Raw genomic sequence first — 20,724 nt, forward strand, 5'->3', positions numbered from 1 at the left:
ACCATGGATTGCCGTTTTGAAGACCGGCTTGCCGGTCGCGCGCTGCGCCTTGCCGGGTTTTGCGACCGGATCGAGGCGCGCGCCGCGGCCGAGGTCGCCCCGGCGCTGGCCGCCATCGACGCGGCGCGGCGCGAAGGCCGCTGGATTGCCCTGCTGCTGGACTACGAGCTGGGCGAATGGCTGCTGCCCGAGGCCACCCGGCCCGCGCCGGCCGGGCCGTGGACGCCGCCGCGCGACGACGGGCGCCCCCGTCTGACCGCGCTGGTGTTCGACCGCAAGATCGACGAAGCGCCATGGGACGCGCCGGACGCCGACGCGCCCACGGCGTCCATCAGCCTGCCCGTACCGCGCATGACCGAGCCCGCCTACGTGCGCCAGATCGACGCCATTCGCGGCCTGATCCGGGACGGCGAGCTGTATCAAGTCAATTTCACGCAGCCGCTCGACGTCGGCTTCCAGGGCGATCCGGCCACGCTGTACCGCCGCATCGCGGCGCGCAATCCGGTCGCGCACGCAGCCTACATCCAGGACGGCGATCGCACGGTGCTGTCGTTTTCGCCCGAGCTGTTCGTGCGGCGCGAGGGCGCCCGGCTGACGACCCGGCCCATGAAAGGCACCGCACCGCGACATGCCGACCCGGCCGAGGACGAACGCCTGGGCCAGGAATTGCTGGCCAGCGACAAGAACCGCGCCGAGAACCTGATGATCGTGGACCTGCTGCGCAACGACCTCGGACGGCTGGCCGAGCCGGGTTCGGTGAAGGTCGACGCGCTGTTTTCGTTGGAGCGATACCCCACGGTCTGGACCATGACGTCCACCGTGTCGGCCACTGCGCCGCACGCCACGCTGTCGGACGTGCTGCACGCCCTCTTTCCCTGCGGGTCGATCACCGGCGCCCCGAAGGTCGCAGCCATGCGCCGCATCCGGCAAATGGAAACCGCCCCGCGCGGTCTGTATTGCGGCAGCATCGGCTGGCTGGCCCCGGACGGCGACTTCTCGCTCAACGTTGCGATCCGCACGCTGGTCCTGGACCAGCAGGGCCACGGCGTCTACAGCGTGGGCGGCGGCATCGTCTACGATTCGGACCCGGCCAGCGAATGGCAGGAATGCCACTGGAAGGCCCGCATCCTGCGCGCCTGACGGCGCAAACCCCACGGCCGGTAGTAGCATAGAGCGCGGCCCGCGCAGCCCGGCCTGGCGCGGCCCCACTCAGCCGGCCCCGCGCCTTATTCCAGGAGAGTCCCATGCAACCCGAATTGATCGAGACCATCCTGGTTGAAGCCTCGGGCAACGTGCCGCTGCTGGCGCGCCACCTCCACCGCCTCGAAGCGTCATGCAAGGCGCTGGGCTATGTCTGGGGCGGCCGCGATGTCGAAGGCGACATCCTCGTCGCCGTCATGTCCCTGGGCTCCGCCGGCCCCCACCGCCTGCGCCTCCTGGTCGCGCGCGACGGCAGCCGCCACATCCAGACCGCCGTCCTGCCGCCCCTGCCCGCACACCAGGAAGTCATGCTGGCGCCCGAGGCGCTGCGTTCCTCCGAACCGCTGCTGCGCTACAAGACCACGCACCGCCCCTGGTACACCAAAACGATCGAATGGCTGCCGTCGCATCCGCACATTTTCGATCTGGTCTATCTGAACGAACGCGGCGAACTCTGCGAAGGCAGCCGCAGCAACGTCTACCTGCGCCTGGGCGACGTCTGGTACACCCCGCCCGTGGACAGCGGCTGCCTGCCGGGCGTGCAGCGCGCGCAACTGCTCGACGACGGCAAGACGAAGGAACGCGTCCTGACGCTGGCGGACCTGCATGCCGCCGACGAAATCCGGTTGTCGAATGCGCTGCGCGGATGGTTCACGGTGACATTCCGCGACGCCTGACAGCCGTCCTGATCGCTGACGCTCAATCGGCAAACACGTCCACCACCACCTGCCGGAGCCACTGGTTGGCGGCTTCGCGGTGGTTGCGGGCGTGCCAGAACACGTTGATGACCGACTCCGGAATCTTCACCGGACAGGGCGCGGCGGCCAGGCCGAACGGGCCGCACGCGCAGTCGGCAAAGCGCTGCGGCACCACCGCGATCATGTCGGTGGCCTGCAGCACCGGCCCCACCGCCATGAAGTGCGGCACCGTCAGCCGCAGCCGGCGGCGGATGCCCGCGCGCGCAATCACCTCGTCCACCACCCCGTGGCCCGTGCCCTCGGACACGATCGCCACGTGTTCGGCCGCGCGAAACTGCCTGACCGACACGCCCGAGCGCGCCAGCGGATGGTCCTGCCGGAAGATGCACACATAGGGCTGGCGAAACAGCCGGCGCTGAAAGAACCCGCCTTTCAACCCCGGCAGAAAGCCCATGGCCAGATCCATGCGGCCCCGCTCCATCTCGTCGCGCACGTCGATCGACGTCGTGCGCACCGTGCGGATGGTCACGCCCGGCGCCACCTGATCCAGCGCCCGCATCAACCGCGGCAGGAAGTAGGTCTCGCCCACGTCGTTCACCCCGATCACAAACGACCGCTCGCTGCGCGCCGGATCGAACGCCACGCGCGCGTTCAGCGTGCCTTGCAGCGCGGAAAGCGCATCGGCGATCGGCTGAGCCAGGCTCTCGGCATACGGCGTCGGCACCATGCCGCGCGAGGTCCGCAGGAACAATTCGTCGCCCAGCAGCTTGCGCAGCCGGCTCAGCGCATTGCTCACGCCCGGCTGCGAGATCCCCAGGCTTTCCGCCACCGCCGACACGCGGCCATGCTTGTGCAATTCATTGAAGACGACGAGCAGATTCAGATCCACGTCTTTCAGGTTCATGCGCTTGTCTCCACCAATATTGATTCTGGTGATTTCTGTAATAAGCCAGATTCTATTTATTAATTTGGCGCCCTGCCCGAAGATGCAAAAAAACCGCCTGCGCCCATGCCGCGCAAGGCGCTGCCCGGCCGCCGCGCGGCCAGCTGAAAAATGGAGACAAATCATGCGCGTCCGCACGCATCGCATCGCCACGTCCTGTAGCAGGGGCCGTCCATGAACGCCCCCGAACACCCCGTCCAATTCGTCCCGCCCTGGCAAGGCGACGGTTCCCATCGCATTCCGTTCGGCGTCTACACCGACGCCGCGCTGCACCAGCGGGAACTGGAGCGCTTCTTCTACCAAGGCCACTGGAGCTACGTCGGCCTCGAGGCCGAAATCCCGAATCCCGGCGACTTTAAACGCACGGTCGTGGGCGAGCGGTCCGTCATCCTGCTGCGCGACAACGATGGCGAAGTGCGCGTCGTGGAAAACGTCTGCGCCCATCGCGGCGTGCAGTTCTGCCGCGAACGCGCCGGCAACCGCACCGAGTTCGTCTGTCCCTACCATCAGTGGAACTACGACCTGCAGGGCAACCTGATCGGCGTGCCCTTCCGCCGCGGCGTCAAGCAGGACGGCAAGGTCAACGGCGGCATGCCGCCCGACTTCAAGCCCGAGGACCACGGCCTGACAAAACTGGCGGTCGCCTGCCGCAACGGCGTCGTCTTTGCGTCCTTTGACCACGACGTCGAGCCGCTCGAAGACTACCTGGGCCCCGACATCGCGGATTACTTCGACCGCGTGTTCGACGGCCGCGAACTGGTGATCCACGGCTACAGCCGCCAGCGCATTCCCGGCAACTGGAAGCTGATGCAGGAGAACATCAAAGACCCCTATCACCCCGGCCTCCTGCACACCTGGTTCGTCACCTTCGGCCTATGGCGCGCGGACAACCGGTCTGAACTGAAAATGGACCGCCACTTCCGCCACGCCGCCATGATCTCCACACGCGGCCAGGGCGGCAAAAGCACCGTCACCAGCGGCGTGTCCAGCTTCAAGGAACAGATGTCGCTGAACGACGACCGCTTCCTGGACATCGTGCAGGAACCCTGGTGGAACGGCCCCACCGCCGTGCTCATGACCCTGTTCCCCAGCGTCATCATCCAGCAGCAGGTGAACTCGCTTTCCACCCGTCACATCCAGCCCGTCGGCCACGACGCCTTCGACTTCGTCTGGACCCATTTCGGCTTTGCCGACGACACCCCCGAAATGACCCAGCGCCGCCTGCGCCAGGCCAACCTCTTCGGCCCCGCCGGCTTCGTGTCCGCCGACGACGGCGAAGTCATCGAATTCTCGCAATCCGGCTTCGAACAAAAGCCCTGGCACCGCAGCGTCGCCGAACTCGGCGGCAAGACCGCCGAAAACACCGATCACATGGTCACCGAAACGCTGATACGCGGCATGTACGCGTACTGGCGCCGCGTGATGGAGGCGTGACATGCTGGACTTTCCGCGCTACTACCAACTCACCCGCCTGTACACCGACTACGCCGCCGCCCTGGACGCCGGCGAATGGGAAAAGTGGCCCGACTTCTTCACGGAAGACTGCATCTACAAAGTGCTGCCGCGCGAAAACTACGAACGCGGATTTCCGCTGGCGACCATGGCGTTCGAGAGCCGCGGCATGCTCAAGGACCGCATCTACGGCGCCACCGACACCATCTTCCACGACCCCTATTACCAGCGCCACGTCGTCGGCGCCCCGCGCGTGCTGCTGGCGCAGGACGACCGCATCGAGTCCGAAGCCAACTACGCCATCTTCCGCACCAAGCCCAGCCAGCTCACCACCGTCTTCAACGTGGGCCGCTACCTCGACGTGATCCGCCAGACCCCCGACGGCCTCAAATTCGAATCGCGGCTGTGCATCTTCGACAGCGAGCTGATCCCCAACTCGCTGATCTATCCCATCTGACCCGGAGACGAACAATGACTGTGCAATGGACAAAGGCGATTGAACGCGATGAAGTCCCCGAAGAAGACGTCATCGCCGTAGAGGCAGGCGGAAAAGAAATCGCGCTATACGGCGTCGAAGGCCAGGTCTACGCCACCGACAACCTCTGTACGCACGGCAATGCCAGGCTGTGCGACGGCTTCCTGACCGGCCACGAAATCGAATGCCCGCTGCACCAGGGCCGCTTCGACGTGCGCGACGGCCGCGCCCTGTGCTCGCCACTGCGGGAGAACATCGCGACCTATCCCGTGCGTATTGAGGATGGCGTCGTGTTCGTGGCGCTTTGATTTACGGGCGCTGGGCGCCGCGACGACAAGACGCCTGTCCGTTGACACACCGCAGCGCTCAGAAATTGAGGCGCCGCCGCCCCGGCGGCCCTCAAACCGCCAGCCGCAACGCCTCGTTCGCCGCCGCCATGCCCATGGCAGCCGTCACGGTAACCACCGACCCATAGCCCGCGCACGACAAACCTTGCGGCGCCAGCGTCATCCCCGACGCGCCCATGTCGTCCTCGCCCTCGACCGGCCGGGTCCACGCATCCGGCAAGATCGCAGGCTGGTCAAACCACAACGCATGCACGCCCATCTTCGGCACCCGCTTGAGCGCCTTGCCGTTCTTGTCCGACGCCCGCGGAAACCCATGCTCGCGCCGCAACTTGTTGCGCAGCTTGGACAGCAACGCATCATTGACCGCCCCCGACAAATCCCCCGCCCGCAACGCCAACGGATCCGTCTTCCCGCCCGCGCCGCCACACAGCAGCATCGGCACGCCCAGCTTGCGCGCGTGGAGAATCATCGCGATCTTCGCGGCGGCCTGATCCGTGCAATCGATGATGACCGTATATGGCCCCGGCAACACCTCGCCCACGTTCTCCGGCGACACAAAGTCATCCACCCGCGTGATCCGGCATTCCGGATTGATCGCCAACACCCGCTCAGCCATCGCATCCACCTTCGACTGCCCCAGCGTCGAACTCAACGCATGGATCTGCCGATTGACGTTGGACTCGGCGATGTGATCCAGATCGATCAACGTCAACGCCCCCACGCCGCACCGCGCCAGCGCCTCGACGGTCCACGACCCCACGCCGCCCAGGCCGGCGACGGCAACGTGGGCATTGCGGATGCGGGAGGGCGCGTCAGGACCATAGAGGCGCGACAGCGCGCCGAAACGACGGTCGAGATCGGCGGGTTCAGGAATGAGTTCGGGCGAGTTCATGGAGCGCATTTTATGGCAGCGGCCGCCAGCCTACCCGCCCAAGTCACGCGGACATGGTGTCTGACACCCTGCGGAGACTGCAGTCATGCCGCGGATGTGCCTCAAGGGTGTCAGACACCGGCGCACTTTTGGCCGCCAGTCCAGATCCCAGAGGAACCCACAGACAGGCTGTCAGAAACGGGCGGTACCGCCGCCCACCGCAAGCGCGAAGCGTCATCCTCCGACGCAAGACACCGCCAAGGGTGTCAGACACCGGCGCACTTTTCGCCACCCGTCCAGATCCCAGAGGGACCCTAAGCAGGCTGTCAGAAACCGGCGGCTCCCCAGCCCACCGCAAGCGCGAAGCGTCATCCTCCGACGCAAGAAACCGCGTAAGCGCCCGGAGGCCGCCCGCGCGGCCAACCGGGCGCGGGCCCCGCAAGACGCGGCAAACCCGCGCAGATGCAGGCAAGAACCTCAAGAACTCAACCCAGCCCAGCGACCGACAAGTTTGAACCACCCGAGCCCGGCGTGGCGTCGGCCTGGGGCGCGCGGGGCGTGTAGATGCGCCCGAGGGAATCGGAAGGCAGTCGCCGGAGGCGACAACGACGATGACGACGGGGAAGTCCGGAGCGAAGGCTCCGGACCGCAATCGTAGCCCCGCGCGCCCCAGGCCGACGCCACGCCGGGCGTCTTAAGAACCACAATCGACCCCTAAAACACCCGCCAAGCGCCACAAGAACCGCAATCGACACCCAAAACACCCGCCGAGCGCCACCAGAACCGCAACCGACACCCGCCCCCGACTTTCGCCGAAAATCGATGCGCCGGCCGGCTGAAAACCTCACATCCGCAGCCCATCCCCCTCAACAGCCACCACATCATCCCCGCCAAGCGCCTGATAAACCGTGACCTGATTCACCAACCGATTCAGCATATTCTCATCGCTGGCCACCTCAGCCACCCGCCGTTTCTCCTGCGCATCCAGCCAATCCCGCAGCGGCACCGCCCCCGCCCGATACCTGACTTCGTACAGCCGCTCAGCCTCCCGAGCCGCCCGCAACGACAGATCCAGCTGCTCAGCACGAATCGACAATTGCGTCCGATTCGACAGCGCATTCTCCACATCCGCCATCGCCTGATACAGCGCCTGCCGGAACGTCACCACCCGCTCCTCAAAATCCGCTTTCGAAATCCGGATATTGAGCTGCATCTGGTTCCATTGCAGAAATGGCAACGTCAACCCCGCCCCCAACGTCCCGATCGGATTCTTCAACACATCCGACAACGTCGGGCTAGAAGTGCCCAGAGCCCCCGTCAACGTCACCGGCGGATAAAAGCTAGCCCGCGTCGCATCCACGGTAGCCAGCGACTCCCGCAACCGCAGCTCAGCCGCCCGCAGATCCGGCCGCCGCCCCAGCAACTCCGCTGGCACCCCCGCCCGCGCCTCCGGCAACGCACTCGACGGCAACCGCATCGGATCCGCCGTAATGCGATCCGGCGGCCCATCGAACAGAATCGTCAACGCATTGATGTACTCCACCCGCTGCTGCACCAGCAACGCATGCGCCGCCTCCTGGCTGGCAACCGTCTGCTCCGCCTCAGCCAACTCCAGCGCCGACGCCCCACCCGCCGCGTACTGCGCCCGCACCAGATCCTGCGTGCGCCGCGCGTAGGCAATGCTCTCCTCGCTGCTGGCGATGCGTTGGTTGATGAACGCCGTCTGCCAATACAACGTCGCCGTCGTCCCCACCAGCGACAGCGCCGCGGCCTGGCGGTCCTGCTCCGTCGCCAGCGCCTCCCACTGCGCCGCATCCCGCTGGCGCGCCAGCTTGCCCCACAGATCCACCTGATAGCTCACCGTCAGCTCGGCCGAATTGGCCCGCGTGATCGCGCGATCCCCATACAGATTGCGCACCCGAGACACGTTCGCGTCCCCGCCAAACTGCGGCATCAGCTGATCATCCGCCAATCCCGCCTGATACTGCGCCCGCCGCACCCGGATCGCCGCCGCCGCCAGATCGTTGTTGCGCGCCAGCGCCGTCTCCACCAACCTGTTCAGCACCGGATCATCGAAATTGCGCCACCAGTCGCCACCATCGGCCAGCGAAGCCTGCGCGCCCGCATCAGCGCCCGCCCCCGCATAAGTCCAGGACGCCGGCACACTTACCGCCGGCCGCTCGTAATCCGTACGCAGCAGACCGCACCCGCCCAGCGCCAGCAACAGCGCCACGCCCAGCGGTTTGCACACAAGAGAAACTGCTTTCATCTTCCTCATTCCCGGGCCAACGCCTCGACGGGATCCAGGCGCGCCGCGTTGCGCGCCGGCAGATAGCCAAAAATCACACCGATCAGCGTCGAGCACGTGAATGCCGCCACCATCGATGCCGTGGAATAGATCATCTGGAACGAGCCGCCCGTCGCCTTGCTGACCAGCACGCCCAAGCCCAGCGACAACAGGATGCCCACCGCCCCGCCGATCAGGCACACCAGCACCGCCTCGATCAAGAACTGCTGCATGATGTCGCTGCGCCGCGCGCCCACCGCCATCCGCACCCCGATCTCGCGCGTGCGCTCGGTCACCGACACCAGCATGATGTTCATCACCCCGATCCCGCCCACCATCAGCGAGATCAGCGCGATCAGCGATACCAGCAGCGTCATCGTCGCCGTCGTGCGCTCGATCGTCTTGCGCACCGCATCCGTGTTGAACACGAAAAAGTCCTTCACCACGTGCCGGCGCGTCAGCACCCGCACGATGGCCTGCTCCGCCGCGGCCGGCGGCGTCGCGTCGTTCACGCGCACCGTGATGCTCTTCAGATGCTGCTGCCCCAGCACCCGCGACAGCGCCGTCGTATAGGGAATCCACACGTTCAGCGAATCGTTGCTGCCAAACACCGTGTCCTTCTTCTGCGTCACCCCGATCACGCGCGCCGGCATCGACCCAAGGAAGATCACCTGCCCGATGGGCTCCGTATGCGACCCGAACAGCGCACGCCGCGTGCCCTCGTCGATCACTACTTCCTGCGCGCGGCGCGCCACGCTGGTCTCGTCAAAGAACTTGCCCTCGGCCAGCTTGATCGCGCGCACCCGGAAGTATTGATCGCCCACGCCCTGGATTGACCCATTCACCGACACGTTGCGGTAACGCAGCGTATTGCTCGTGCCCACTTCCGGCGTCACGCTGTCCACATAGAACTCGCGCGCCAACGCCTCGGCGTCCGCCGCCACCAGCGTGCGGATGTTCACCGCCTTCTCGTCGCCGAAATCCTTACCCGGAAAAACCTCAACCGTGTTCGTGCCGATTGCGCTGATGTCTTCCAGGATCTTGCGCCGCGAGCCCTCGCCCAGCGCCACCACCGACACCACCGCCGCAATGCCGATGATGATGCCCAGCATCGTCAGCGACGTGCGCAGCCGATGCGCGTTCATCGCCAGCAGCGCCATGCGCAGCGCCTCGCCGCAGCGGTCCAGATACGCCTGCCAGGCCGGCCGCTGGGCCATCGCCGGGGCCTCGTCCAATGCCGTCTGATGGCGCGGCGCGTCCGGATTGCGCTTGTCCGCGACGATCTCGCCGTCACTGATCTCGATGATGCGCTGCGCGTGGCGCGCCACGTTCATATCGTGCGTGACGATGATGATCGTGTGGCCCGCCGCGTTCAGTTCTTCCAGGATGCGCAGCACCTCCTGGCCCGTATGCGTGTCCAGCGCGCCGGTCGGCTCGTCGGCCAGGATGATGTCGCCGCCGTTCATCAGCGCTCGCGCGATACTCACGCGCTGCTGCTGACCGCCGGACAACTGGCCGGGCCGGTGCTCGGAGCGATCGGCCAGGCCCAGGCGCGCCAGCAAGGCCGAAGCCCGTTCCAGCCGCGCCTCGCGGCGCTTGCCCGCGTAGACGGCCGGAACCTCCACGTTGCCCTGCGCGCTCAGGTCCGCCAGCAGGTGATAGCGCTGGAAGATGAACCCGAAGTGCTCCCGGCGCAGCTCCGCAAGTTCGTCGGGATCCAGTTCGCCCGTGCTGCGGCCGTCGACCTTGTAATCGCCGCGCGTGGGCCGGTCCAGGCAGCCCAGGATGTTCATGAGCGTCGATTTGCCCGAGCCGGACGCCCCCACGATGGCGACCATCTCGCCCGCCTCAATCGTGAGGTTGACGTCCTTCAGGACCGCGATCGTCTGGTCGCCCGCCGGAAACTCGCGGCGCACGCCCGACAGGGAAATGAGCGGACCGCTCATGTCAGGCTCCCGGCTTGGCGGCGGCCGGCGACGAATCCGCCGACACGACGCGTTCGCCCACCTCCAGGCCTTCCAGCACCTGCGCCTGCACATTGTTGTTCATGCCGATGCGGACCTGGCGCGTCTCGGTCTTGTTGCCTTCCAGCACCACGCGCACTTCGTAGCGCCCGTCCGCGCCCCGCTTGCCCAGCGCCGACGCCGGCACCACCACCGCCCCCTTGGCCTCGCCCAGCACGATGAAGACCTGCGCCGTCATCGAGATGCGCAGCTTCTCGTCGGGGTTGGGCACGTCGAACAGCCCGTTGTAGTAGACCGCGGCGCTGGTGGAGGTGCTGGTCGAGGACGTCAGCGACGACGCCGCGTCATCCTTCTGGATGGAATCCGGGGCCGGTTCCACCGCGCGCAGCGTGGCGCGGTAGCGCTCGTCCGGTTCGCCCAGGATCGTGAAGTAGACCGGCAGCCCGGGCTTGACCCGCGTCACGTCGGCCTCGGAGATCTGCGCCTTGATCGTCATGGTGTCCACCTGCGCCACCTTGATGATGGTGGGCGCGCTCTGGATGGAGTTGACCGTCTGGCCTTCTTTGGTCACCACCGCCACCACCATGCCGTCGATCGGCGAGACGATGCGCGTGTAACCCAGGTTGACCCGGGCCGTGTCCACCTGGATCTCGGCCTGCGCGATCTGCGCGTCCAGCGACGCGATCTCGGCACGGGTCACGGCCAGCGTGGCCTCGGCGGTTTCATAGGCCTCGCGCGAGCTGGCGTCGGCCGCCAGCATCATGCGCTGGCGCTTGAACGCCAGTTCGGCCTGCTTCAGCGTGGCGACCTTGGCCGCCCGCTCGGCGCGCCGCGTCTGCAGCGCCGCTTCGGCGTTGCGCAGCTCGTTCTGCTGGGTCAGGTCATCGATCTCGGCGACCAGTTGTCCTTTCTTGACGCGATCGCCCAGTTCCACCTTCAGGGACTTGAGCTGGCCCGTGGCCTGCGCACCGACGCTGACGCGTTCGATGGCGTCGATGGTGCCGCTGGCCAGGACGCTGTCTTCCAGGTCCGCGCGGGACACCTCGGCCACGGCGAAGGTAGGCGGCGGCGGCGCCGAGAAGAATGCGGCGCGCGCACCGAAGACAAGAAGCAGGAGGATGACGGCTATCAGGACGTAGCGCTTGAACTTGCTGCGGGACTTTTTCATTGAATCTGGACGATGGGAACGGCAAGGCGCCACGGGCGGCGCTGGTAATGCTGCAAACAAGCGGCGTAATTCGCAGGTGAATTGCGCCGGGCGGACGTGTTCCGTTGCGTGAACGATACAACGATCCCAGGACGGTTGCGGAACCGTTTTACCGCACCTGCCGCGAACGTGCCGTCATCTTGCCGAATAAGCGCGAGACTTGTCCGGTAGAGACCGTTAACTTCGCAATGTGACTAGTCACTGTCCGCTGCAGCGCAAAATCGCATCGCCTCGACATAGCCGGACGTTACGAACAGAATGAATGCAGTTAAGCCGTGTCTACCTCCAACAGATCCCCCTCCTCGCCATCCAGTTCCTCGGAATTTTCCGGGGCGGTGCTTTTGTGCCTGCTGGCAATGATGAATCATGTGGCGCTGACCGGGGGACGGATCACCGTTTCCCTGACGGCGCTTCAGATGGGGCTGTCCACATTCACGGTGGGCACGCTGGTGGCGGTGTTTGCCGTGCTGCCCATGCTGTTTTCGGTCCGCGCGGGTCGCTGGGTGGACCGGGTCGGCATCGTCCGTCCGCTGGTCATGGGCACCACATTGGTGGCCTTCGGCACGCTACTCCCCTCTATTTCACAAACCCAGTCCGCGCTGCTGGTGGCGTCCTGCTGCATCGGCATCGGCTTCATGCTGCATCAGGTCGCCACGCAGGATCTGCTGGGACACGCCGAACCCGAGAAGCGGCTGCGCAATTTCTCGTTCATGTCATTGGCCCTGGCAGGGTCGGGATTTTCCGGTCCTTTGATTGCCGGTCTGGCCATTGACCACCTGGGTACGCGCACGGCCTTCGGCCTCCTCGCCGTCGGGCCCCTGCTCTCGGGAATCGGCCTGTATGCGCTGCGGCATCAGTTGAAGGCGGTCGACGCTGCCATCACCGGCGTGCGAGAGGCCCAGCGCCGCCGGGTGACCGAATTGCTCGCCGTGCCCGCCTTGCGTCGTGTCCTGATGGTGAACACGATCCTGTCCGGCGCGTGGGATACCCACCTGTTCGTCGTACCGATCTTCGGCGTGGCGATTGGCTTGTCCGCCACCACCATCGGCGTCATTCTTGCGTCGTTCGCGGCGGCAACTTTCGTTATCCGGCTGGCTTTGCCGCTGATCCAGCGCCGGGTGCGATCCTGGACACTGGTGCGCGTCGCCATGGCCACCGCGGCGATCGACTTCGTGCTTTACCCGCTGTTCACCGACGTTACCGTCCTGATCGTGCTGTCTTTCATCCTGGGACTGGCGCTGGGCTGTTGCCAACCCAGCATGCTGTCCCTGCTACACCAATACTCGCCGCCGGGCCGCGCCGCCGAAGCAGTGGGCCTGCGCATGGCGCTGATCAACGGTTCGCAGGTGTCCCTGCCGTTGACCTTCGGCGCGCTGGGTGCGGTAATTGGCGTTGCCCCGCTTTTCTGGGCCTATTCCGTGGCGCTGATGGCCGGGGGCTGGGCCAATCGAAATCCTCCGCACGAGCCTGAACGGAAAACGTAGTTGTGAACAAGCAGTCCTCCCCCTCCGACATCTCCGGCGCGTCCTTGCCCTTCCGGCTCTGGACGCCAGAAGAACGCCAAGCCTCGCTCGACGATGCGCTCCAACACTGGCAGGCCGGGGAAGACGTATGGGTATTCGGGTACGGATCCCTGATCTGGCGGCCGGATTTCGACTTCCAGGAACGGCGCCTAGCCACGCTGCGCGGCCACCACCGGGCGCTTTGCCTGTGGTCGCGGGTGAACCGGGGTACGCCCGAATGCCCCGGCCTGGTGTTTGGACTGGATCGCGGCGGTTCCTGCCGGGGTGTGGTCTACCGCTTGGCCGGCGACCAGGTCCCCAATTACTTTCCCGCCCTCTGGGAACGCGAGATGTCCACGGGCGCCTACCTGCCCCGCTGGATCAACTGCGCCACGGACGAAGGGGTCGTCCGCGCCCTCGTCTTCATCATGAACCGCAGCAATCCCGCCTATATCCGCGCACTGCCCGAGCCGGAACTGCTGGAGATCGTGCGCCGCGCGGCGGGACGCTACGGCCCGTGCACGGACTATGTGGTGCAGACCGCCCAGGCCTTGCGGTCCGCCGGCATCCACGACGCCCGGCTCGACGCGATCGCACGCCGGCTGGAACTGGACGGCCACCCGCTGCCCGAAGGTCCCTGACGCCCAAGGGGCAAGCAGGCGCGGCGAACTTGCCCGGGGCCTGCGCGGGGTCAATGAGGGGCCGGTCTTCCAGGCGGTATAAACTCCCTGTTATCAACGCTGAACCCCTAAGACCATGTCCGTCTCTGATCTGCGTCAAAGCTACGAAAAGAATGTGCTCCTGGAAAGCCAGGCCGCCCGCTCCCCGATCGAGCAATTCACCCGCTGGTTCGACGAGGCCCTCGCGGCCAAGGTGCCCGAACCCAACGCCATGACCCTGGCGACGGTGGATGCCAGCGGCCAGCCCAGCGCCCGCATCGTCCTCATCAAGGGCTTTGACGACCAAGGCTTCACGTTCTTCACCAATTACGAATCGCGCAAGGGCCTGGATCTGCTGGCCGAACCGCGCGCCAGCCTGCTGTTCTTCTGGCAGCCGCTGGAGCGCCAGGTCCGCATCGAGGGCGTGGTGGAAAAAGTGGCCGCCGAAGAGTCGGACGCCTACTATCACAGCCGCCCGGCCGGATCGCGCATCGGCGCCTGGGCTTCGCGCCAGAGCCAGCCCATCACCCGCGAAGAGCTGGAAGCCCGCGAAAAGGAATTCCGCGAACGCTTCGGCGAACAGCCGCCGCGTCCGCCGCACTGGGGCGGCTACCGTCTGAAACCCACCGCCTTTGAGTTCTGGCAGGGCCGGCCGTCCCGCCTGCACGACCGCCTGCGCTACGTCGCGGACGGCGCGGACTGGAAGATCGAACGCCTGTCTCCCTGATACAGGCGCCCCCGACGCGGGGCGTCCCCACGCCGGGCGCCTCCCGCGCCCGACCGAACTGTCTACTGCATGTCCGCCTCCTCCCCTGATTTCGATTCCGTCTTCTTTCGCACCGCATTGGGCCGTTACGCCACCGGCGTGACGGTCGTGACGACCGCCGGCCAGGACGGCGCGCCCATCGGCCTGACGGTCAGCTCGTTCAATTCGGTCTCGCTGAACCCGCCTCTGGTGCTGTGGAGCCTGTCGCTGGGCTCCTCGTCGCTGGAGGCCTTCGAACAGTGCGAGCGCTACGTGGTAAACGTGCTGAGCGCGGATCAGATCGCGCTGGCGCGGCGCTTTGCGACCGGCAAGACGCCGGACCGCTATGCCGGACTGCAGGTGCATTACGCGCCGGGCGGCACGCCGATGCTGGACGGGCACTGCGCCGCGTGGTTCGAGTGCCGCAACCGCAGCCGCTATGTCGAGGGAGATCACGTCATCATGGTCGGAGAAGTCGAACGTTGCGGTCATAGCGGCGAGCCGCCGCTGGTGTTTCACGCTGGCGGATTCGACCTGACGCCGGCCGGCACGCGCGCCGAGAAGGCCAAATCATGAGCGTCGACGTCGATTGCGTCGTCGTCGGCGCCGGCGTGGTCGGCCTGGCAATCGCCCGCGCGCTGGCCCAATCCGGCCGCGAGGTGCTGGTGGCCGAGGCCACCGAGGCCATCGGCACCGGCACCAGCTCGCGCAACTCCGAAGTCATCCACGCCGGCATCTATTACCCCGCCGGCAGCCTGAAGGCGCGGCTATGCGTGCGCGGCAAGCATCTGCTGTACGCGTACTGCGCCGAGCGCGGCGTGCCGCACAAGCGGCTGGGCAAGCTCATCGTCGCCACCAGCCCCGAGCAGGCCACGCAGCTGGAAGGCATCGCCCAGCGCGCCCGTGCCAATGGCGTGGACGACCTGCAGTACATCTCGGGCGAAGAAGCCATGCGCCTTGAGCCCGCGCTGCAATGCACCGCCGCGCTGGTGTCGCCGTCCACCGGCATCGTGGACAGCCACGCGCTGATGCTGTCTTTTCAGGGCGACGCGGAAAACGCGGGCGCCCAATGCGTCTTCCATACGCCGCTCGTGTCGGGGCGTGTGCGTCCTGAAGGCGGCTTTGAACTGCAGTTCGGCGGCGATGACGCCATGCAACTGACCTGCAACGTGCTGATCAACTCGGCCGGCCTGCAGGCGCCCGCCCTGGCGCGGCGCATCGAAGGCGTGCCGGCAGACAGCATCCCCACCGATTACCTGTGCAAGGGCAGCTATTTCACGCTGTCCGGGCGCGCGCCGTTTTCGCGGCTGATCTATCCCGTGCCGCAGCACGCCGGCCTGGGCGTGCACCTGACGCTGGACATGGGCGGCCAGGCCAAGTTCGGCCCCGACACCGAATGGGTCGGGACCGAGGACTACACGCTGGACCCATCCCGCGCCGAGGTGTTCTACGAAGCCGTCCGCACCTATTGGCCAGCGTTGCCGGACGACGCGCTGGCGCCCGGTTACACGGGCATCCGGCCCAAGATCTCGGGCCCGCACGAGCCGGCCGCCGACTTCGTCATCGCCGGACCCGCCGTGCATGGCGTGCCCGGCCTGGTGAACCTGTTCGGCATCGAATCCCCCGGGCTGACCTCCAGCCTGGCCCTGGCGGAAGAAACCCTGGCGCGCCTGTCCGCCTGATCTCCGCCCGCTTCCTCTTTCTTATTCATCCATTTCCGCCATGCAGCACAACGACTACATCCTGACCCTGTCCTGCCCCGACCGCACCGGCATCGTCTACCGCGTCAGCGGCCTGTTGTTCGAACTGGGTTGCAACATCCTGGATTCGCAGCAGTTCGGCGACGAAGAGACCGGCCGGTTCTTTCTGCGCGTGCACTTCGACCTGCCGGTCGGCGCCTCCGCCGACGACCTGCGCACCCGCCTGGACGCCATGTCCGCCGACTACGGCATGGAACTGAAGCTGCACGACGCGCGCCGCAAGGAACGCCTGCTCATCATGGTCAGCAAGCAGGGCCACTGCTTGAACGACCTGCTGTTCCGCGTGCACAGCGGCCATCTGCATGCCGAAGTGGCCGCCATCGTCTCGAATCACAACGACTACGCCGGCCTGGCCGCCACCTACAACATTCCGTTCCACCACCTGCCGGTCACGCCCGACACCAAGCTGGAACAGGAAAAGCAGGTGCTCAAGATCGTCGACGAGGCGAACATCGACCTGGTCGTGCTGGCGCGCTACATGCAGATCCTGTCCGCCGACATGTGCCGCGCGCTGACCGGACGCGCCATCAACATCCACCACAGCTTCCTGCCCAGCTTCAAGGGCGCGCGCCCCTACCACCAGGCGCATGCGCGCGGCGTGAAGATCATCGGCGCCACGGCCCACTACGTGACCTCGGACCTGGACGAAGGCCCGATCATCGACCAGGACATCGAACGCGTCGACCACACGATGACCGCCCAGGACCTGACCCAGGTGGGCAGCGACATCGAATCCCTGGTGCTGTCGCGCGCCGTGCGTAGCCACGTCGAACACCGCATCCTGCTGAACCGCAACAAGACCGTCGTGTTCCGCTGATACTTACGCCTTTGACGGGACCGCGGCGGGCGGTTGCAACGGCGGAAACGCCTGGGCCACCAACGCCACCGCGCGCTCCTGCAAGGGCGAGCGCGCCGCATCGGGCCAGATCACCTGGCTGATCGAGCGCGCATCGTGTTCGAACGCAATGAACCGCGTGCCCGCCAGCCCGCTGCGCGACAGGCACGCCGGCACGATCGACACCCCCAATCCCTGCGACACCAGCGACGCCACGCTCAGCCAGTGGCGCACCTCATGCCGGATCGCCGGCATGAAGCCGGCCGACACGCACATGGCCAGCACCGTCTCGTAATAGCTGGGCGAGGCCGCCCGCGCGAAAAAGACAAAGTCATCCTCCGCCAGCTCCGCCAGCCGCAGCGTCGTGCGCTGCGCGAGCGGATGCGCGTCCGGCAGACACACGACGAACGGCTCGGCCATCAGATCACGCGCCTGCACGCCGTCCGGCACCGGATTGGCGTGGATGAAGCCCAGATCCTGCTCGCCGCGCCGCACCGCCTCGATCTGATCATGTGAGTTCAGTTCGGTCAGCACGTGCTCCACGTCGGGCAGTTCCGTGCGCATGGCGCTCAGCAGCGCGGGCAGGCCCCGATACAGCATCGACCCCACGAAGCCGATGCGCAGCCGGCCCCGCAGGCCCGCGTCCACCTGGCGCACCAGCGTGCGGACCTCTTCAGCCTGGCGCAGCAGAATCAGGGCCTCGTGGTAGAGCGCCTGGCCGGCGTCGGTCAGCTCGACGTGCCGGCTGGTGCGGGCCAAGAGGCGCGCGCCGATGTTCTCTTCCAGCTGGCGGATCGCGTAGCTGAGCGGCGGCTGCGAGATGTGCAGGCGCGCCGCCGCGCGGCTGAAATGGCGCTCTTCGGCCACGGCGATGAAGTAGCGCAGCAGCCGGGGTTCCAAGTCCATGCGTCCCTCCTTAAGGCATATCTATATTTTTTTTGGATTGATCTACATCAAAACAGTATTTGAATAGATAAATCAAGGCCCTCACCATAGGACATCTCCCCGTTCGACCCGGATGCCGCCATGGATACCCCTGCATTCCCCCTTGCCGCCACCGCCACGCCCGTCCCGGATTCCCGAGGGCTGAACCTGTTCAGCGCCGACCCATACGCCGAGGCGCTGAGCCGACGCTACCTGCCGCCCGCCCTGCACGCGCATCTGTTGCCGCACCTGAGCCGGCTGGGCGAACTGGCAGGCGGGGTGATGGACGAACTGGCTTCCGTGGCCGACAAGCATCCGCCCACGCTGTCCGTGCGCACCCGGGCCGGCACGGACGAGTCCCGCATCGACAAGCATCCGGCCTACGTCGAACTGGAACGCCTGGCCTACAGCGAATTCGGTCTGGCCGCCCTGTCCCACCGGGGCGGTGTGCTCGGCTGGCCCGAGCCCATGCCCGCCGCCGCCAAATACGCGCTCAGCCATCTCTTCGTGCAGGCGGAGTTCGGCCTGTGCTGCCCGGTCAGCATGACGGACTCGCTGGCGCGCACGTTGCGCAAATTCGGCGACCCGGCACTGGTCGAGCGCGTGCTGCCGCAGGTGACGTCGCAGGACTTCGACACGCTGCGCCAGGGCGCCATGTTCATGACCGAACAGGGCGCGGGCTCGGATGTCAGCGCCACCGAAGTTACGGCGCAAGCGCAGGACGACGGCACTTGGCGCATTCACGGCGACAAGTGGTTCTGCTCGAACCCCGACGCCGGCTTTGCGATGGTGCTGGCCCGCAGCGAAACGGACCCCGGCCTGAAGGGCGTGTCGCTCTTTCTGCTGCCGCGCGACCTGGCGGACGGCACGCACAACCACTACCGCATCCTGCGCCTGAAGGACAAGTTGGGCACGCGCTCCATGGCCAGCGGCGAAATCCGTCTGGAAGGCGCGGTGGCCTGGCTGGTGGGCGAACGCGGCCGCGGCTTCAAGCACATGGCCGACATGATCAACAATTCGCGCCTGTCCAACGGCATGCGCGCCGCGGGCCTGATGCGCCGCGCCGTCACCGAGGCCGTCTACGTGTCGCAGCATCGCCGCGCCTTCGGCAAGCGGCTGATCGACATGCCGCTGATGCAGCGTCAGCTCGTCAAGATGATCGTGTGGTCCGAACAGGCGCGTAGCGTCATGTTCCAGACGGCGCGCGCGCTGGCCGATGCCGATCAGGGCGCGGCGGACCCCGCGCTGGCGCGCATCCTGACACCGCTGATCAAGTTCCGCGCCTGCCGCGACGCGCGCAAGGTCACCGGCGACGCGATGGAAGTGCGCGGCGGCTGCGGCTATATCGAGGAGTTCACCGAACCCCGCCTGGTGCGCGACGCGCATCTGGGCTCCATCTGGGAAGGCACCAGCAACATCGTCGCGCTGGATGTCCTGCGCGCCATCAAGAAAGAGCATTCCCTGCCGGCGCTGCGCAGCCACATCGACCGCCTGCTGGCGGACGGCGCGCCCTGCCCGCCCGAACTGGCCGATCTGCAGGCCAGCGCCCTGGAAAAGACCTACGCGCTGGCGGAACACGCAGCGCAAGGCGACCATGCCCAGCTGGCGCGCCAGGCCGCATCGCTGCTGTATCACGCGGTGTCCATGGCCGCGTTGCGCTGGGAAGCCACCGGCACGGGTCTGGAAAGCCGCGCGCGGCTGGCCGACCAAGTGCTGCTGCACCGCCTGGCGCCGCGCGATCCCTATGCCATCCCGCCTGACGAAAGCGCGGCCTGCCAGGCCATCCTGCAGTACGCGCTGTAACGCCCATCCGGCTTTTGCAGTAACCCGACGCCGGCGGCACAGCCGGCGCGCCATCCACTGGAGACATGCATGAAACGCTATTTCACCCCCCTGTTCCTGGCGGCCGCCGCCATCGTCGCGGCCACCCCGGCCGTTGCCGCAGACGCCTACCCCACTGCGCGGCCGGTCACGCTGGTCGTGCCCTTCCCGCCCGGCGGCCCCACCGACGCGCTGGCCCGCCGCCTGGCCGAAAAGCTGCGCGAGCCGCTCAAGCAGAACGTCATCGTCGAAAACCGCAGCGGCGCCGGCGGCAACATCGGCTCTGAATACGTCGCGTCCGCCAAACCCGACGGCTACACCATTCTGTTCGGCACGTCCGGCCCGCTGGCCATCAACGTCAGCCTGTACAAGAAGCAGAACTACAACCCCGAGACCAGCTTCGCGCCCATCATCCGCATCGGCCACCTGCCCAACATCCTGGTCGTGAACCCGTCGGTGCCCGCCAACAACATGCAGGAGCTGATCGCCTACGCGCAGAAGAATCCGGACAAGCTGAGCTACGCCTCGTCCGGCAACGGCGCGTCGTCGCACCTGGCCGGCATCCTGTTCAACCGCATGGCCGGCACCAAGATCATGCACATCCCCTACAAGGGCACCGGCCCCGCGCTGAACGATCTGCTGGGCGGCCAGGTGTCGATGTCGTTCACCGACATCCTGACCGCGCTGCCCTACATCAAGGCGGGCAAACTGCGCGCCATCGGCTTGGCCAGCGCGCAGCGTTCCGACGCGCTGCCCGAGCTGCCGACGCTGTCCGAGCAGGGGCTGAAGGGCTATGACGTCAGCGTCTTCTTCGGCATCGTCGCGCCCAAGGACACCCCGGCCGATGTGGTGAACACGCTGAACCAGGCCTTCAAGACGGCGCTGTCCGATCCCGCGATCGAGCAGACGCTGCGCATGCAGGGCATCGTCGAAGCGCAGGACAAGACGCCGCAGGGTCTGTCCACCTTCATCACCACCGAAGTCCCCAAGTGGCGCGAGCTGATCCAGAGCGCCAACGTTTCCATCGACTGACG

At 66.6% G+C, this 20,724-nt stretch carries 19 protein-coding genes; 13 read left to right on the forward strand and 6 right to left on the reverse strand.

Annotation, left to right across the window (positions count from 1 at the left end; translation table 11 throughout):
• Positions 1 to 3: 3 nt before the first annotated feature.
• Entirely contained in the window at positions 4 to 1,140 is a 1,137-nt protein-coding gene (locus MHZ91_RS20455; protein ID WP_239215417.1) for an aminodeoxychorismate synthase component I, read from the forward strand.
• A 104-nt stretch (positions 1,141 to 1,244) separates the two neighbouring features.
• A complete protein-coding gene (locus MHZ91_RS20460; RefSeq protein WP_175123235.1) occupies positions 1,245 to 1,877 on the forward strand; it encodes an aminotransferase class IV family protein in 633 nt (210 codons plus the stop codon).
• 22 nt (positions 1,878 to 1,899) lie between these two features.
• Here the strand turns inward: MHZ91_RS20460 and MHZ91_RS20465 are convergent, their stop codons facing one another.
• Entirely contained in the window at positions 1,900 to 2,802 is a 903-nt protein-coding gene (locus MHZ91_RS20465; RefSeq protein ID WP_239215418.1) for a LysR family transcriptional regulator, read from the reverse strand.
• Between the two features lie 213 nt (positions 2,803 to 3,015).
• Between MHZ91_RS20465 and MHZ91_RS20470 the strand changes: the two genes are divergently transcribed.
• From MHZ91_RS20470 to MHZ91_RS20480, 3 genes are read left to right on the forward strand one after another with little or no spacing between them, the layout of a single operon-like run.
• Positions 3,016 to 4,275, forward strand: coding sequence for an aromatic ring-hydroxylating dioxygenase subunit alpha (locus MHZ91_RS20470; RefSeq protein ID WP_239215419.1), 1,260 nt, complete (start codon positions 3,016 to 3,018; stop codon positions 4,273 to 4,275).
• Position 4,276: 1 nt separating this feature from the next.
• A complete protein-coding gene (locus tag MHZ91_RS20475; RefSeq protein WP_239215420.1) occupies positions 4,277 to 4,750 on the forward strand; it encodes an aromatic-ring-hydroxylating dioxygenase subunit beta in 474 nt (157 codons plus the stop codon).
• A gap of 14 nt (positions 4,751 to 4,764) precedes the next feature.
• Positions 4,765 to 5,076, forward strand: a complete 312-nt coding sequence (locus tag MHZ91_RS20480) for a non-heme iron oxygenase ferredoxin subunit (RefSeq protein WP_175138836.1) — start codon at positions 4,765 to 4,767, stop codon at positions 5,074 to 5,076.
• 91 nt (positions 5,077 to 5,167) lie between these two features.
• On the opposite strand, the gene MHZ91_RS20485 is transcribed toward MHZ91_RS20480, so the two are convergent.
• The 4 genes from MHZ91_RS20485 to MHZ91_RS20500 form a co-directional block, all read right to left on the reverse strand.
• Positions 5,168 to 6,016, reverse strand: coding sequence for a ThiF family adenylyltransferase (locus tag MHZ91_RS20485; RefSeq protein ID WP_370647843.1), 849 nt, complete (start codon positions 6,014 to 6,016; stop codon positions 5,168 to 5,170).
• An 814-nt stretch (positions 6,017 to 6,830) separates the two neighbouring features.
• Positions 6,831 to 8,255, reverse strand: a complete 1,425-nt coding sequence (locus MHZ91_RS20490; protein WP_175123246.1) for an efflux transporter outer membrane subunit — start codon at positions 8,253 to 8,255, stop codon at positions 6,831 to 6,833.
• 5 nt (positions 8,256 to 8,260) lie between these two features.
• Complete coding sequence (locus MHZ91_RS20495; RefSeq protein ID WP_239215421.1) at positions 8,261 to 10,219, reverse strand: MacB family efflux pump subunit; 1,959 nt, start codon at positions 10,217 to 10,219, stop codon at positions 8,261 to 8,263.
• 1 nt (position 10,220) lies between these two features.
• Entirely contained in the window at positions 10,221 to 11,405 is a 1,185-nt protein-coding gene (locus tag MHZ91_RS20500; RefSeq protein WP_175184082.1) for an efflux RND transporter periplasmic adaptor subunit, read from the reverse strand.
• Positions 11,406 to 11,719: 314 nt separating this feature from the next.
• On the opposite strand from MHZ91_RS20500, the gene MHZ91_RS20505 reads away from it, so the two are divergent.
• The 6 genes from MHZ91_RS20505 (at position 11,720) to purU (ending at position 16,927) form a co-directional block, all read left to right on the forward strand.
• Positions 11,720 to 12,928, forward strand: a complete 1,209-nt coding sequence (locus MHZ91_RS20505; protein ID WP_239215423.1) for an MFS transporter — start codon at positions 11,720 to 11,722, stop codon at positions 12,926 to 12,928.
• Positions 12,929 to 12,930: 2 nt separating this feature from the next.
• Positions 12,931 to 13,587 (forward strand): gamma-glutamylcyclotransferase, encoded by a 657-nt coding sequence (locus MHZ91_RS20510; RefSeq protein ID WP_239215425.1) that lies wholly within the window; start codon positions 12,931 to 12,933, stop codon positions 13,585 to 13,587.
• Positions 13,588 to 13,702: 115 nt separating this feature from the next.
• Positions 13,703 to 14,332 (forward strand): pyridoxamine 5'-phosphate oxidase, encoded by a 630-nt coding sequence (pdxH, locus tag MHZ91_RS20515; protein WP_239215427.1) that lies wholly within the window; start codon positions 13,703 to 13,705, stop codon positions 14,330 to 14,332.
• Positions 14,333 to 14,401: 69 nt separating this feature from the next.
• Entirely contained in the window at positions 14,402 to 14,926 is a 525-nt protein-coding gene (locus MHZ91_RS20520) for a flavin reductase family protein (RefSeq protein WP_175138841.1), read from the forward strand.
• Entirely contained in the window at positions 14,923 to 16,032 is a 1,110-nt protein-coding gene (locus MHZ91_RS20525; RefSeq protein WP_239215429.1) for an NAD(P)/FAD-dependent oxidoreductase, read from the forward strand. The genes MHZ91_RS20520 and MHZ91_RS20525 overlap by 4 nt, the downstream gene beginning before the upstream one ends.
• A gap of 40 nt (positions 16,033 to 16,072) precedes the next feature.
• Complete coding sequence (gene purU / locus MHZ91_RS20530) at positions 16,073 to 16,927, forward strand: formyltetrahydrofolate deformylase (protein ID WP_175138843.1); 855 nt, start codon at positions 16,073 to 16,075, stop codon at positions 16,925 to 16,927.
• 3 nt (positions 16,928 to 16,930) lie between these two features.
• On the opposite strand, the gene MHZ91_RS20535 is transcribed toward purU, so the two are convergent.
• Positions 16,931 to 17,851, reverse strand: coding sequence for a LysR family transcriptional regulator (locus tag MHZ91_RS20535; RefSeq protein WP_239215431.1), 921 nt, complete (start codon positions 17,849 to 17,851; stop codon positions 16,931 to 16,933).
• A 120-nt stretch (positions 17,852 to 17,971) separates the two neighbouring features.
• On the opposite strand from MHZ91_RS20535, the gene MHZ91_RS20540 reads away from it, so the two are divergent.
• Together MHZ91_RS20540 and MHZ91_RS20545 are read left to right on the forward strand one after the other, a co-directional pair.
• On the forward strand, positions 17,972 to 19,672 hold the full coding sequence (locus MHZ91_RS20540; protein WP_239215433.1) for an acyl-CoA dehydrogenase family protein: 1,701 nt from the start codon (positions 17,972 to 17,974) through the stop codon (positions 19,670 to 19,672).
• A 69-nt stretch (positions 19,673 to 19,741) separates the two neighbouring features.
• Positions 19,742 to 20,722: a tripartite tricarboxylate transporter substrate binding protein gene (locus MHZ91_RS20545; RefSeq protein ID WP_218344949.1), complete on the forward strand. Its 981-nt coding sequence runs from the start codon at positions 19,742 to 19,744 to the stop codon at positions 20,720 to 20,722.
• Positions 20,723 to 20,724 lie beyond the last annotated feature (2 nt).

This window comes from Achromobacter sp. ACRQX (assembly GCF_022346505.1).
Lineage (GTDB): Bacteria > Pseudomonadota > Gammaproteobacteria > Burkholderiales > Burkholderiaceae_B > Achromobacter > Achromobacter animicus.